The organism is Butyrivibrio sp. AC2005 (assembly GCF_000424145.1).
Classification (GTDB): Bacteria; Bacillota; Clostridia; order Lachnospirales; family Lachnospiraceae; genus Butyrivibrio.
Genome location: NZ_AUJI01000022.1, coordinates 32702 through 47497, shown reverse-complemented (window position 1 = coordinate 47497; position 14796 = coordinate 32702). Strand labels below are relative to the sequence as shown.

The following is a 14796-nucleotide window of genomic DNA, read 5'->3' as shown; positions in this document are numbered from 1 at the left end:
CTGGTCTAACATAACTAAATTGACTACGTTCTAAGTATAAGCAATAATTATCCGACACGCCTTTTAACTGATTATGCATATTTCGCTTCACACTCAATCGGCAATTTGGAATTCGATTAACTGTCACTGTACACTTCTTTACTTAACCGTTACTGTACATTTCTTTGCAAGACCGTTCCTTGAATATACATATACTTCGCAGGTTCCTGCGGCTACACCTGTGACATTGCCGTTTTTATCTACGGTTGCCACATTTTTATTTGTGGATCTGTAACGGAACTTAGCTGCATGTCCATCAGACAGTTCTTTCTTTTTACCTTCCTCCATCTTCACAGAAGCTTTTATCTTTGCAGTTTTGCCTATGCTTAGTGTCAATGTCTTTGTGGAAAGTTTTAAAGTCTTAGCATTTTTGTATTTCTTATTATTCTTTCCGGCAAAGTGGGCAGATACCGTGTTTCCTATCTTCTTCCCGGATGCGTCGTAGGCTGTTACATAGATCTTGAGATTCTTGGAGAAGTCTATCTTCTTTCCATTAATCTTCTTGAATGTAGCAGAAGTTGATTTTGTAGTCTTTACAGGCTTACTTGCAAATTCCTTGCCACAGTATGCAGCATATACTGCGTATTTTGAAGCATCTTCTCCCTTATCCCATGATACCTTTATCTTGCCGTTTTTCTGAGAAATCTTTAAACCTGAGTAGAAGCCTGTACTTGCATCTATCTTAACCTTGTTCTTTTCGTCATCGTTCATGACATTTGTCGCCAGGTCTTCATCAAGCCCCTCAACCTCAGCTTTTGGAGTATTATCCTTTTGGTCTACCTCAGGTTCAATAGAACTATTGTCTTCAATGGTAACTGTTACACATTCAGGTTCAGTATCAGTATGATTGTCATCACCTACAACTTTGTACCAGACATAATAGGTTCCGGCGTCGGTGGATGTAGGGATGGATGTGGTATAAGGCTGTGTGGCTTTGGTCGCTGTACCGAGGGCGTACTGCATTGTGCCATTTTCCGCCTCACCTGCGTTTACAAGCCCCTGAGCCTGTCCGGTGTAGGTCAGAGACTTGGCTGTCGGAGCCTTTGTAACAGTGGCCGCTGTCTTCTCCACTGCGTCCGGAACCGTGATGGTCGCATCCGAAGTCGGCGTACCCGAAACCGTTACAACCGTACTACTCGTTCTTGTGGCAGTAATACCATTGTCAGTAATATCAGTAAACTCCGCAAAGTAATATCCGGTGTTCGCCGTATAGGTCACTGTGGTCATAGCGCCTGTCAGCCTGGTCTGGCTCGTTGCCCCGCCGCTTGTTGTTGCATACGCACCGCCGGAAAGAATCACACTATATCCCTCCGGCTTCAGCGAAAATTCTTTTGATTCAGATGAGAAGCTGACAGATGCCAGATTGAGCTTTAAAGCGGGGCGGACCCCAAACTCTCCGTAGACACCGTCACCATAACCGAAGACACGCCCGTCCCCGCCGTACACAAACGCCGCTCGATCATCAAAGTTGCCGGACGAGCGGAGCCACCATACTGTGCTGAACTTTCGGACATTCTCAGGCACATTTCCCGCCTCATCTGTGCTCAGCAAATACAACTTTGCATCAACTTCGGTATCACTGTCCGATCCCTTCACCTTAACAGTGTTAATCGCGCTTGCAACCTCGACAAAAGCGTCGTCGCTGGCTGTTGTCATATCGTCCAGGTAAGTTTTTATCGTTGAAGTACTGTATTTATTGCTGGAACCATGGAACTTGGATGTACCTAAGCTCTCTGCTGCCAGCAGCGTTACCGTACCTGCATTCACCGCTGTAGAATTGTCTGCGATGATATACCATGGCTTCTCGTTGAACTTCACCTGCAACGCCGTCAGATCATCGCCGCTTTTAACTTTGTTAGTAGTTGTTGTTACATCATAGTCGGCATAAGCTTTCTGATAATCCGCATACGCCGTCAAACTCATCCCCGGCATCAAGCACAGTATCAACGCCATACTGAGCAAAGCGCCTAACCACTGTTTCATTTTCTGTTTCATCTGTCATTACCTCCCTATATTCATCTTCTTCTAATTGGCTGCCGGAGGAATAGGGGACATTACCCACTCCCAACGCTTTGAAAGCTTTCGCGTCCAAAGTCTCCGACAGCATGTGTTTTTCCCGCGGAGGCTTCCGTAGAAAAGAAAACGTTTTCCTTTGCCTGATACCCATGATAATACACAAATAGATTTATTTTGTCAATGCGCTATCAAAATATGATTCAATAACAATTAATTTCTTTATAGAAAAAGTGCCTCCCCTTAGCTTCGTATCCGGAATTCCAGACTATAGCTAAAGGGAGGCCCTCGCAATTATTTAGTTTTCAATTACACTAATTGGTTAGTTGCCATTACAAACTTATCCTAAATCAGACATATCAGTTGACCGTCACTGCAACCTTCTTAGCAAAGCCGTTCTTTGCATATACATATACTGTGCAGGTTCCGATTCCAACTGCTGTGACATTGCCCTTGCTGTCTACTTTCGCTACATTTTGATTGTTTGATCTGTAACGGAGTTTTGCTACATGGTCATCAGGAAGAGCCTTCTTTTTGCCATTCTCCATCTTAACTGATGCCTTGATCTTAGTACTCTGTCCCTTGTCAAGAGTTATGGTCTTTGCACCAAGCTTTATGTCCTTAGGGTTCTTGTACTTTTCATGGTCTTTTCCTGCAAAGTGGGCATGTACGCTGTTACCTACTACATATCTCCTGTGTGCATAATAAACAAATCCTCCTGACGTAAATCATCCTTTTTAGTTCTATTATATAAAATTATAAACTCAAAGAAAATTAAATACTCTTACTCTCCATGAAAGCTTAGTCGTTGGCACAGCCAAGTTTATCGTTTTCTGCTCTACCTCCTCCTGCATAAGAAACACCCCCTTTTTGCAACAAAAAAGCAGCAGATCTTTTACAATCTACTGCTCTCAATAGTTATTATTTTGTTCACTCACTGACTACTTTTTAATATGTTTTAAGACATTCTGAATATTTAAAAGGATGTAGCCAATCTGACTACATCCTCCATAAACCTAAATTATCAAAGGTTATCCATTATTTAGCCTTCAGTTTGTAGTGGAATTCAGTATTACGGCCGCAGCATTCCCAAAACTTAATATAGTAAGTGCCTTTTTTCACTTTAATTGTTGTGGATTTTTTACCGTCTCTTACAGACCAGTTGCTGAGAAGCTTTTTGCCCTTGCTATTGTATACATATATACGAACATCGGAACTATTATCGCCCAGAGCATAAGCTGTGATTTTCAGCTTTTTCTTCTTGCCGGTTATTACAACCTTACGGCAATTCTCTTCTGACTTACGGTTATTTTCTGCGGAATTGTAGGTGCACCCCACTAAGTATTCCGTATTTTCCTTATTGAATGCAAGGCCTTTCTTATTTGTAAATATCTTGTTGGGAGTGAAGGTTACGCTGTACTTTATAGTAATATCGCGTTGATATGTATCCCAAAACTTCAGGTAATGTGTACCAGCTGCAACATTGGCTGATATAGTGAATCTGCCCTTGTCTGTTGATCTGTTCTCAAACACTGATCCGCCATAACTATCATAGAGATAAAGTCTAACATCTGCATTTGTATTACCGGTGATTGTAATACGTCCGGCAGATTCAGTATTAATGATTCTGCAGTTTTCTGCCTCCTGTGAATTGTTGTACGCAGACTTATAATTCCAGGTACCCCCGTTGCTATTTTCCGTGTACTCTGTACCGAACGATATTGTAGGGCTTGCTGCCTTAACATCAATCGGCTGTGCGAGTGTGATACTCATTATCCCCGCAAGTAATAAACTAGTGACTTTTTTCATACATTTCATTATATATTCCCTCCTTAAATGTAATACTGCAAAATTTTATCAGAAAATATCGATAAAATCAAATCGTTTTCCTGTCTGGGTCAAAGTACTATTTCATATATTTTAAATGCGATAAAACTACGAGCTGATGATCTATATTTATCACCATGTTTTGCCTGATTGCAACTGCCTAAAATAGTTTATACTGCATAAAGTTTCCATTATGAACAAATCCATATGCAGTGTAGAGCTTCACACCCATATCAGATGCTGTAATCTGAACTGTTCCGCAGCCATACTCCTTTGCTTCTCTGATCACTCTGTCCAACAACTCTTTTGCAATACCCTGACGTCTGTATGAAGGATCCGTGAACATACTTGATAGAAGTCCCATCTTTCCTGACGGGCACCCAAAATACGGTGGTTTCTCTACAAAAGACATTCCACTGGTTCCAATGATTTTCTCTCCATCAATTGCAAGCCATGACACAAAGGTTCCGTCAGAAATGTGCCTATTATAGTAATTCTTTAGCGCAGGCGTTAGGTCAATATCCTCCTTAGCACCTTCCTCTCTAAGCTGATTAATCCTCATCTGTATGAAAGTGTCCAAGTCATCTTTATTAAGTCTTCTATATGTAATGCTCATATTTCCCTCCTTTTCCACGAAATGCTTTTCAAAGTCCGATTGATACCCAGAATTCTGTCCTTCGGTGTCTATTTTTTCCAGCGTATCGTCAAGAATAGCTTTTCGAAGATTTGTGAGCCACTCTGAAAAAGCAACAGTATCAAATGCATATGTCTTATTAAGCTCATACTCATTTTCTGACCAGGTATCTATAGGCGATTCATTGTGCTGAATCAGGGCTTCAAGCTTATCCAAAGCCTTGTATAGCTTTGCTTCTTTTGTCTCCTGGGCATCCATTTCTTTATACAGAGCTGCCATATCATCCGATAATTCCCTGGGAAGAGTCTTAACCCACTGGTTCAAAAGGGAATCTTCAACTTCCCTATCCGAATCTGTTTTTATAAATGTTGGAATATCACCTGTAAAGCACTCGCCAAGGTCATGAATAAGACACATATCAACAACTTTATCAATATCCAGATCTTTAAATTCGTGTCTTAGCAAAAATGCCATAAGTGAAATACGCCAGCTATGTTCTGCAACACTCTCTGTACGTCCATTAGTTGTAGTACAATGGCGAGGCGTATCCTTCAACCTCTCAGCAACATGTAGAATTTCCAAATACTCCCTTGCATTCATACCGTTTCTCCCTCTACTTCCCTACCATTTTCACAAACTTCTTATCATTCATTTGTTCATTGGTCATATACTCGCCGTCACAAAAGAAAGCAATTGATTATAAATCCTGTCAGCAGTTTCATCTAAAAACCAAAGAATCATTTCTGACGTAAAATATTTGTGTCCTGAAACATCAATCGTTTCCGAAAGGTTATACTGCGTATTCACAAGATGCTTCTTCATTGCAATCTGATTTTTGGCAGTGACATAATCTTCAAAATCCATCTCCTCAGCTTCCTCAAGAAGTCCGAAAAGTTCTTCCTTTTTTGAACTGTACTGGTACAGCCATTTGTCAATTCGGCGTGACTCAGGATAATATTCCTCCTTAAATCCGTCATAGGTCATAGGCGGAATCATTTTCTTTTGAAGTGCGCGCCAAATCAGAAGATCATTCCAATAGTCCGTAAGGCAATGAACACAGATTCCTATCAAAAAGGCTCTTCTCTTTTTTTCTTTTTCATTAACCACATACTTATTCCAAAAGCTTTTGATATTTGATATCCACTGATCATAATCCTGCGTATCACCCCAGGGTCCGCAGTTTTCGAAAATATGCGAATGAATTTTTTTATCCAGATAGTCTTCCTCGAAATGTACCGAATCCGGAGCTATAGAACCCAATATAAATTCCGCTTTGTATTCATCTATTCCTATTCGCTCCGCAAGCTTATAGGCAACCTCCATATGTGCCATCTGTCCAGCCATGTTGTCTGATCCTCCTAATCCGGTATTTATCATTTGCAATCGATATTTAACTAATTTATTTTACATAAATTCATTTAAAATAGCAAAAGACAGTTGTCGGCATTTCCGAACAACTGTCTCCTTATACACTTCTTATTCCTATAAGCTTTTGCCACTACATCTGTACATATACCTCATATCCGGTTTCATCAAGTTTTTTACTCATTACCACCGGCGAATTATGTTCAAGGATTTTTAAATTCAGTTCATCTATGTATGCATCACTTAGCGGATCCTCTGTCATATCAGGAAAGGCTACAAACAAAGAATGATTTCTTCCTGTTTCACTGCAGACAACTCTCACATCCGCTGATTTCGGTGCTTTGTCAGCCGAATCAAATACGGGATGAAGTAATTCGTCACAGACAACCTCTATGAGCTTATCGTGTTTACTATCATACTCAAAACGAGATATGAACTTTCTCATGTCAGTGGCAAGCGCATATATATCAAGCGAATCAGCTTCTATATGCTTTTCAAACATCCTCGCATGATACAGGAATTTTTTTGTCAAGGATTTTTGAGGATTATCAAAAAAATCTTTTGGGGATCCCTCTTCATATATCCCCTTTTCAGCAAGAAAAACTACCTTTGAAGCAGTATTCCTGGCAAAGCTCATGTCATGTGTAACGATTACACTGGTCTGTCCTTCATTACACAAATCGCTTATAACTGCCTTTACCTCATCAACCATGGTGGGATCAAGGGCGCTGGTAGGCTCATCGAAAAGAATTACATCAGGATGCATTGCAAGAGCCCTGGCTATGGCAATCCGCTGTTTCTGTCCACCTGAAAGCCTGTTTGGCATATCATTCTCACGCCCTCCCATTCCAACCCTGTTAAGAAGTTCCTGGGCTTCCTTTATTGCTTCGTCCTGTGGTTTTTTCAGAACCTTCATAGGTGCAAGAATAATATTTTCAATTATATTAAGATGTGAAAACAGATTAAAGCTCTGAAAAACCATCGCCATAGAACGGCGTATTTGATCTATATCCGCGTCAGGATTTAATATATTCTCACCGTTTATCAATATCTCGCCTGAAACAGGTGTAATAAGCTTATTTATGCACCGCAGAAGTGTGCTTTTTCCACAACCGGATCCGCCAATCAGAAATACTGTCTCGCCTTTTGCCACATTCAGATTAATGTTCTCAAGAATGGGGCCGTTTCCATAATCCATTGTCATATTTCTAATGCTGATAAGATCCATAAGCTTATACTCCTATATGCTTCTCTATACGCATCAGGTTGAAAAGTTTCTTGAAAGCAATTCCAATAACAAAATAAATAACGGAAATTGCAAGAAGAGCAAGCAACGAATCCATAGTCCTCGCACCTACTATACTTGAAGCTCTTGTGAGATCTACCAGTGCTACATATCCAACAACTGCGGTTTCCTGCATATTAAGAATGAACTGGTTTTTATACAGCTCAAGTCCTGTTGATATTACATGCGGCATTGTTATGTAAATAAATGTCTGCCTGGATGTCATACCAAGAGTTCTTGCAGCCTCAATTTCTCCGGGATCCACCGCATCAAGCGCAGTATTAATAATCTCACAGATATAAGATCCGGTCTTCATGGTTAGTGCCAAAATTACGATTATCGCAAGAGGTGCACTTATAGATCCGAATATTACGTAAACAAAGACTAGAAGCAGAACCATTGTGGGTATATTGATCAGCAGTGCTATCATGACATCTGCAATTTTTATCAGGATTTTGTTGTTTGAACGCTTCATAGCGCACAGTAATATTCCAAACAGGGTTCCACAAATAAAGCTTGCTATAGACAACAGAAGGGTAGTATAAAAGCCTCTCAAAAAAATGAGATACCGTTTTTCATAGACAAATGTGAAATAAAAAAGTTTTTGAAAATAATTCATAGGCTCTGTCTCCGGACAAATTATTCATATTCATCGTAGAATTCATCACTGGCAGATATGCCCTCATCAGTTTTCACCATGAAATAATTGGTTAAATGATTTATTGGAATTGAATGCACTATATCAAAGTTGTTAAAGTCATCTTCATACAGTTCATTAATATATCCGATAGCAACATCATATCTGCCTTTACTAAGTCCCATCATAGAATCACTGGACACAGTACCTGTTATTTCAATTTTGTAATTCCTGTCATTGGCCCAGGTTATCAGTGGTTCATAGTCAAATCCTGCCCATTCATTGCTTACCGGGTCAAGATATGTAGATGGGAAGCCTGCTTCGTTACAGGCAAGCCTTAGCGTCATTCCGGTGCCGGTTGGTTTTATTTTCCTTTCTTCAAAATCTATTCCGTCATATTCAGCAATTCTTCTCTGAAGATCTGCATATTCTTCCGTCTTTATATATTCGCTTAAAAATTGGTCATAATCATCACACAGATCCTTATACTTAGGATTAAAAGCTGCTACATATCCAAAGCTTCCATACCCGGGCTGAACGATTTCTATCCCCTGTATCATGAAAATAACACTCTTGGCAGTTATCTCATCCAGCGCCATTGCATCTATTCTGTCATGTTGAAGCGCCATGACCATATCAGGCATGGCATCATACCTCTGAAGTTCAATGTCCTTTCGTGGAGTCAGGGCATAATCCGAATCCCAGGCCAGAACTACACCCACCGTCTTTCCTGAGAATCGGTCGATTTTCTCTACTGCTTCCTTGTCCTGATCCAGGCCACAGCTACACAAAGAAGCCAGCATCAGAAATACCCCTGATACGCTTATGCATTTTTTAAGAACATCCTGTTTTACCAAATATTATTCTCCCCAATGCACTCCAAGCATTGTAATATCGTCAAACTGCGGTGCCTCAGCCACAAAGGCATCAATATCAGCCCTGACATTTTTCAGGTATACTGAAGGATCCTTAGTTTTATCTCTATTTAGTGCATTAAGAAGTCGCTCTTCACCAAACAGCTCATTCTGAGCATTAGTTGCTTCCGTAACACCATCAGTGTAAACAAAGAGACAATCTCCCTCATGAATCTCGAATTCATGCTCCTTGAACATCATACCTTCCATAGTTGCAACTGCCGGTGAATGCTTGTAAACAACAAGCTCCCAATCTCCATCCCCATGTCTAATAGCGGGATGTTCATGACCGGCATTAGCTGCTATACCCTTTCCGGTTGATATCTCAATTGAAGCAAACCATACTGTAACAAACAGTTCGGCTTCATTGCCCTCACAAAGCTGATCATTTGCAAAGGAAAGAACCTCAGCCGGTGATCCGCCCATCTGTGCCCTGTTCTTAATAAGTGTCTTGGCAATAACCATGAAAAGTGCAGCAGGAACACCTTTTCCTGATACATCTGCTATTACAAGTCCCACATGATCATCATCTATAAGGAAGAAATCGTAGAAGTCTCCACCCACTTCCTTGGCAGGTGACATGGTTGCATACAGATCAAATTCATTCCTGTCAGGGAATGCCGGGAATATTCTTGGAAGCATATCAGCCTGAATCTGAGTTGCAACATTAAGCTCAGCCCCGATTCTTTCCTTCTCCTTAGTAATATCCCTAAGGTTTACCATATAGTTTTTAACACCTTCCGCAAGATTTTCAACACCATCGGAAAGCATCAGTATTTCATCACGTCCCTGTTTCTTGGGCTTTTTGTAAATAAGCTCTTCCGGTTTTACCTTATCCTTCATGAGCTTTACAAAATTGGAAGTACTGTGAGCCAGTGAATTAAGAGGTGAAGTTATAAAGTTATCAATCTGCATGATAAACAAAATGATACTAAGTATGGTAACTACAAGAGCTGACAGTATTACAGTCCTAAGATAATTACCGAGCTCAGTATCAATCTGGCTGACATCGATATCTGCAGCAAGTATTCCTACCGGCTCGCCCTTGGAATTTCTCACCACTGTAGAGCAGGTTATAAGTCTTCCATACTGCGTAGTATTATCTTCCTGAACATGTATACTTTTGTCATTATGTCTAATTGCGTCCACAAAGGAGTCCAGCATATAATCCTGAAATGCATCCTCTTCACAGGGCTCATCCATATAACTGTAGATTTCCTCCAAAGGCTCGCCGGTATTGCGTTCCTCTGAAGACTTTGCATTTATGGAATAGCGGACACTGTGAATATCATTGAGATCATCAAAGAAAACAGAATACAGATACTTAATATCAGCATTGTCCTTCAGCTGATTAAGCTCGTCTCTGCATACCTCATAATTCTCATTCATCTCGCGGCGTTCAATCATATCTCCCATATTATATTCTTCAAATATGGTTTCACTACAATTCACCACCATTTCTGCATATTTCGCATACTTTGCAAGAACATAGGAATTGAACATAACATATCCTATCCCGGCAACGACTGCAGTCAGCAGTACCATTGAGATAGCTGTCATGATCATAACTTTTTTCTTAATTCCACTTTTATTCATTTTCCACCTCATATCTGCCATAAATCTCTGTGGCTGAAATCAATGTATCCAGCGGTAACTTAACACCGGTCCTTCTCATGGTATCAATATTTATTACCAAAAACGGTGCCGTAGCATACTGCTGTGAAAGGCTACTCAGATTCTCTCCGTTCCTGTATTTTGAAAGAGTATCAGCTGCAAATCTTCCAAGGTTCTGGTAGTCTATCATCTCAACCGCTGCCAAAGCCCCGCACCTGACATCCTCTGTACTGTTAATTGAAAAAACAGGAATTCCTTTTTCTATAAAGGGTTCAAGTACTTCTCCAAAATCCGAAAGCTCCAGATATGAAGTAGTAAGAATAAAAACATCTATTCCAGAATCTGCAAGCTTCTTGTGTGCCTCCAGCATTTCACTTTTATACTTTTGATATGCCTCATCGGTATCCTCGAATTCATCCACTACAAATTCTCGCAGTACTTCTCTTTCATTTGCATCTGCAAATGCATCAAGGCTTGCTGCCCCGCTGTATATATATGCTTCAGGATCCGCATCGCTGTATACAATTCCGATTTTCTCAGGTGCAAAGATGTCATCCATTACAAGAAGTGCTCTTTCCTCAAGCCCCGAGTCAACATGAGCCCAGGATCTTGAGTCACCGGAAAAATCAGGACCATCCGTTATTTCACTGCTTACAGGATCGCTTGCTATAAAGTTCATGTACGGCACATCACTGTTATTCTTGATTCCAAGTCCGGCTGAAGTTCCCATGGTTATCATGAGGTCAATATTCTGTTCCTCAATTATTTTTCCTGCTTCAGCTTCCGGCACTGAATTAAGGTCTATGAAACCTCCTTCTACGAACTCGTATTTATCGCTTGTTCCGGAGCATAAAGCTTCCCATACATCCTGTGCTGAATCACCCTGCTTTAATTTTAGAAGCTCCGGTGATGTCAGCTCACCATTTTCTATAAGCGCCATTCCGATCTGATATATTTCATAATCAAATTCGTAGTAATTTCCGTCCTGACTGTAACCTATCCGAAGCTTTCCTCTGTCGCCCGAATCAGCCGCATAAGATTTATTTCCCAAAAGCGAAACCATCAGAATAACGAGTATCATTGCTCCGGTAATTTTCTTCTTACCCTTCCCGCCTTTAAAATCACCGTTTATAAACATGAACAGAATTGCGCAAACGCCTACTAAAATTGCAACAACCGCAAGGCCTCCATTTCCATACATCATAACTACTCCAAATATGATCGGCGCCACAGCTCCTATCATATTGCTAAAAAAACCCTCTATTCCCAAAGCCTTGGAAAATCCGATTTTCCTTGCAAGCGGAAGGTCATAAACATACTTAAACTGTATACTTGGCATAATTCCATCAACAAGGCCGATCAAAGCTACAATCACGGCTGCCACAATGACATAATTCTTGATGGAAAACAGGAACAATGCCGCTGCCAGTATAAGCAGTATTGTAGGCATCAGAATCTTAGGATTAAACTTTTTGGACAAAACCGGACAAAGCGGTGTTCCCACATATGCTGTGACTATTCCGTAAATCAGCATTACATAACCAATAGTATCAGTAGATATTCCTTCACTATTCGCATAAACGGGGAAATAATAGTCAACAAACATCATTATGAAGAAGTATGGAATTATTACAAAAAACAGATATGCAGGAAATCTTATGTCATACTTACTTTGCTGTTCTTCTATCTCCTCTAATTCTTCATCTTCCTCATCTTCTCTGGACTTCACATTCATTCCAAAGAACAGAATAAGCAAAAATACGCAGCCTCCAAGAATAGTCATTACTATATAAGCGCCCTGGTAACCGAAAATACTCGCAACAAGCGCACCCAGAGCTGCTGAGCATGAATATCCGACAATAATTCCGGCATTTGATCCGGCAGTATACTTGGACATATCTTCTTCAGAAGACACGGCTACAGCAAAAATATCTATTCCCATCTTGGCAAAGCCAAGGCCTGTTCCCATTATCATCTGTGCAAGAATAAACGGCACAGGCTTATCAGCCCATGATGATGCAAGGGCTCCAACCATCATAATCGCAACACCCATAAGTGCCGTTTTTTTCCACCCAACCTTATGAATTACAATTCCGGACATGTATGAAGTGATCATGGCAACAAATACCATACCTGCCATTGGAAGGCTTAGCAGTATCTCATAAGGGACTACTTTTCCCCATACATACACCGGTGTATAAATCTGTACCAATACTATGGACATGAAGGCCACAGACATAAATCTGAAAGATGCAAAGAAGAAGGACAACCCTCTGACAATGCCAAACTCCTCTATAGTAAGTGCCTCCTTATTATCTACCAGCTTTCTTCTGTTCTTAAATTTTCCAACGAATAATCCCATGAGGAACATCAATATTTCAAGTGAAATCATCACCGCCGTAATAGTAGTAACTATCGTGTTTATTACAGCTGTCCTCAGCTTACCGGAGATATATGAAGTTGATAATTCAGCTTCTAAGTGCATAGATTTACCGGTGCTGTCTGCAGAGAGTGACTTAGACACTCCTGCGGCTGAATCGGAATCTGTAAGTATTATCGAATCCACCTGTTCTACGGCATCTGCTATCCCGGAATAATAGGAATTTGCATCTTTAATATCATCGTAGCAAACGCCTGCTGCGAGGAGTCTCTCCATGTCTTCAGCACTCTGCGCAAGTATACTGTTAGCAGCATCCTCTGATAGCGCGTTATAGCTTATTTTCAGAATTCTGTATGACATAAAAATCGAAGCGATGCTTACCAGAATAATTGTGAGCATGATAAGAACCTTCAAATTTTTTTCATGATATTCGTGTTTTATTACATGGAAAAGAATCAGGAACAAGACTATTCCTGCAAGTGCTTCAAGCGACGCATAATAGTAAATACGATTGACATAGGGCTGTGAAAAGATCTTCATACTGTCGGTTTTACAACCGATTCCGATGTATCCAACCATACCTGATGCACCTTCTATAGACATCAGAATATGCACCATCCCATTATTATTCCAGGCTATACTATCAGCTACGATCCCATTATCTTCTTCACTGTCATCGTTTTCCCCGGAAGCGCTATCACGATTATAAAAGGCTTCATCCGGATCTTCTCCATAAAGCATAGAGCCCTTTTCATTTCTTATATAAATGTATTCTGACTCCAGGCTACTCTTGGCCTTTTCAAGAATTTCCTCCATACCGTAATAGTTATTAAGAGTCTTTCCGTATTTAAGACCATACTCTATGTTGCCCTTAATTTGAGACAGCATAACGCTTTTGTTTTCAGCAATGGAATCAATGCTGCTGTTTATAAATGAATAGGCATTCAAAATAGCAGACAGAAACACCATGGATGCTATGAATATGCAAATAATGAGTTGAAAAACTATGCTTTTTCTTTTGCTCATATTAAGCCATACCTCTTCGCTGCACTGTCAATAATTTCTTTAAGTATCATGTCATAGCTTTTTCCTGCTGCTTTTGCACAGCTCTCAAAGGGACCTTCTTCCGTAAGACCGGGTCTTGGAGTAATCTCTATCATCACAGGAGTTCCATCCTTCATAAGTCTGTAATCACTACGTCCAAAATCCCTGCAGTTCATATGTCTGTAAAGCTTTAGCGACTCCTCCTGCATCTGTTTCGTTATATCGTCAGGAAGTGAATATGCTTCATAATGTGACCAGTCAAGGCACTTATCCTCAACGCTATATAGCTCAACGTCACCGCCATCATCAGCAGCAACTCTTCCTATTGGCAGAGCATATGTCTCATCTCCCGTTCCAATCATAGGAACAAAAAGTTCCTTACCATCTATGAATTCCTGAATTAAAACTGCTTCCTTGTAATTTTGGAAATCGAATAAGATGGCTTTCATGAGATCTTCCTTATTCCTGCAAAGAAAAACTCCCATGCTGTAGCCCTCTTCGTTGGGCTTAACTATAAGCGGAAAATCCAGATTTTGTCCGGCGAGCTGTTCCATGATATCAGCTTCATCCGGTTCCGCATTCTCCGAATATTCAAGGTAAATTCCTTTGGGAAACCTTATCCCTAATGACCTGGCAATAAGTTCTGTGTGATACTTATTTTGTGAAAGTCCCATAGCATAAGCATCACTTCCAATGTAAGGAATCTTATTAAGCTCCAAAAGGGCAGGCACAATAATTTCTCTGTTTCTTGACGCAATTCCCTCGTCGCAAACAAGCACAATATCAAAGTCAACATTGCCGGACTTTATTTTTTCGTTTAATTTATACATATTCCCAATCATGACTGCCTCATAACCTATGCGGTTAATGGCTCTTTCCATGTAGGGAATTTCCTCGGGAGAACAGAAATCAGCATATATCATGCTGTTTTCTTCTATTCCGTAATCTTCGCGTAAATCGTAAGTAACTCCAACTCTCAAGGTAGTTTCTCCTTTTTATCCCCTCATCCGTCAGCTTCGCTGACACCTTCTCCGCTCCGCTTCG

The 14796-nt window shown here is 40.5% G+C and carries 11 protein-coding genes and 1 pseudogene; all 12 read right to left on the bottom strand.

Going from position 1 to position 14796, the window contains the following annotated elements; all coding sequences use genetic code 11:
• Window positions 1-138 precede the first annotated feature (138 nt).
• The 12 genes and pseudogenes from G602_RS28715 to G602_RS0107135 all read right to left on the bottom strand — a co-directional run bounded on the left by G602_RS28715 (window position 139) and on the right by G602_RS0107135 (window position 14732).
• Complete coding sequence (locus G602_RS28715) at window positions 139-2034, bottom strand: Ig-like domain-containing protein (RefSeq protein WP_026658382.1); 1896 nt, start codon at window positions 2032-2034, stop codon at window positions 139-141.
• A gap of 377 nt (window positions 2035-2411) precedes the next feature.
• Complete coding sequence (locus G602_RS0107190) at window positions 2412-2669, bottom strand: Ig-like domain-containing protein (RefSeq protein ID WP_081675882.1); 258 nt, start codon at window positions 2667-2669, stop codon at window positions 2412-2414.
• Between the two features lie 421 nt (window positions 2670-3090).
• Entirely contained in the window at window positions 3091-3870 is a 780-nt protein-coding gene (locus tag G602_RS0107180) for a hypothetical protein (protein ID WP_026658380.1), read from the bottom strand.
• A gap of 169 nt (window positions 3871-4039) precedes the next feature.
• Complete coding sequence (locus G602_RS32195) at window positions 4040-5113, bottom strand: GNAT family N-acetyltransferase (protein ID WP_330369064.1); 1074 nt, start codon at window positions 5111-5113, stop codon at window positions 4040-4042.
• A 13-nt stretch (window positions 5114-5126) separates the two neighbouring features.
• Window positions 5127-5180 (bottom strand): hypothetical protein, encoded by a 54-nt coding sequence (locus tag G602_RS32005; RefSeq protein WP_242835516.1) that lies wholly within the window; start codon window positions 5178-5180, stop codon window positions 5127-5129.
• The gene (locus G602_RS0107165; RefSeq protein ID WP_026658379.1) at window positions 5177-5857 is read right to left on the bottom strand and encodes a zinc dependent phospholipase C family protein; all 681 of its coding nucleotides are present in this window, start codon (window positions 5855-5857) and stop codon (window positions 5177-5179) included. The genes G602_RS32005 and G602_RS0107165 overlap by 4 nt, the downstream gene beginning before the upstream one ends.
• A gap of 535 nt (window positions 5858-6392) precedes the next feature.
• Window positions 6393-7106 (bottom strand): annotated as a pseudogene (locus tag G602_RS32000) (amino acid ABC transporter ATP-binding protein); the annotation flags it as partial.
• Between the two features lie 4 nt (window positions 7107-7110).
• A complete protein-coding gene (locus tag G602_RS0107155) occupies window positions 7111-7782 on the bottom strand; it encodes an ABC transporter permease subunit (protein WP_026658377.1) in 672 nt (223 codons plus the stop codon).
• 20 nt (window positions 7783-7802) lie between these two features.
• Window positions 7803-8657 (bottom strand): transporter substrate-binding domain-containing protein, encoded by an 855-nt coding sequence (locus tag G602_RS0107150; protein WP_026658375.1) that lies wholly within the window; start codon window positions 8655-8657, stop codon window positions 7803-7805.
• A gap of 3 nt (window positions 8658-8660) precedes the next feature.
• Window positions 8661-10310 carry a PP2C family protein-serine/threonine phosphatase gene (locus tag G602_RS25660; protein ID WP_049945107.1) on the bottom strand — a complete coding sequence of 550 codons (1650 nt, stop codon included), beginning with the start codon at window positions 10308-10310 and terminating at the stop codon, window positions 8661-8663.
• The gene (locus tag G602_RS0107140) at window positions 10303-13734 is read right to left on the bottom strand and encodes an MFS transporter (RefSeq protein WP_026658374.1); all 3432 of its coding nucleotides are present in this window, start codon (window positions 13732-13734) and stop codon (window positions 10303-10305) included. Before G602_RS0107140 ends, G602_RS25660 begins: the two co-directional genes overlap by 8 nt.
• Window positions 13731-14732, bottom strand: a complete 1002-nt coding sequence (locus G602_RS0107135) for a D-alanine--D-alanine ligase family protein (RefSeq protein ID WP_026658373.1) — start codon at window positions 14730-14732, stop codon at window positions 13731-13733. The genes G602_RS0107140 and G602_RS0107135 overlap by 4 nt, the downstream gene beginning before the upstream one ends.
• Window positions 14733-14796: the final 64 nt, after the last annotated feature.

What these genes read in the sequence shown, in the direction of transcription:
- G602_RS0107140 (WP_026658374.1), bottom strand. Translation starts at nt 13,734, where the DNA reads ATGAGCAAAAGAAAAAGCATAGTTTTTCAACTCATTATTTGCATATTC.
- G602_RS0107180 (WP_026658380.1), bottom strand. Translation starts at nt 3,870, where the DNA reads ATGAAATGTATGAAAAAAGTCACTAGTTTATTACTTGCGGGGATAATG.
- G602_RS28715 (WP_026658382.1), bottom strand. Translation starts at nt 2,034, where the DNA reads ATGAAACAGAAAATGAAACAGTGGTTAGGCGCTTTGCTCAGTATGGCG.
- G602_RS0107165 (WP_026658379.1), bottom strand. Translation starts at nt 5,857, where the DNA reads ATGGCTGGACAGATGGCACATATGGAGGTTGCCTATAAGCTTGCGGAG.
- G602_RS25660 (WP_049945107.1), bottom strand. Translation starts at nt 10,310, where the DNA reads ATGAATAAAAGTGGAATTAAGAAAAAAGTTATGATCATGACAGCTATC.
- G602_RS0107155 (WP_026658377.1), bottom strand. Translation starts at nt 7,782, where the DNA reads ATGAATTATTTTCAAAAACTTTTTTATTTCACATTTGTCTATGAAAAA.
- G602_RS32195 (WP_330369064.1), bottom strand. Translation starts at nt 5,113, where the DNA reads ATGAATGCAAGGGAGTATTTGGAAATTCTACATGTTGCTGAGAGGTTG.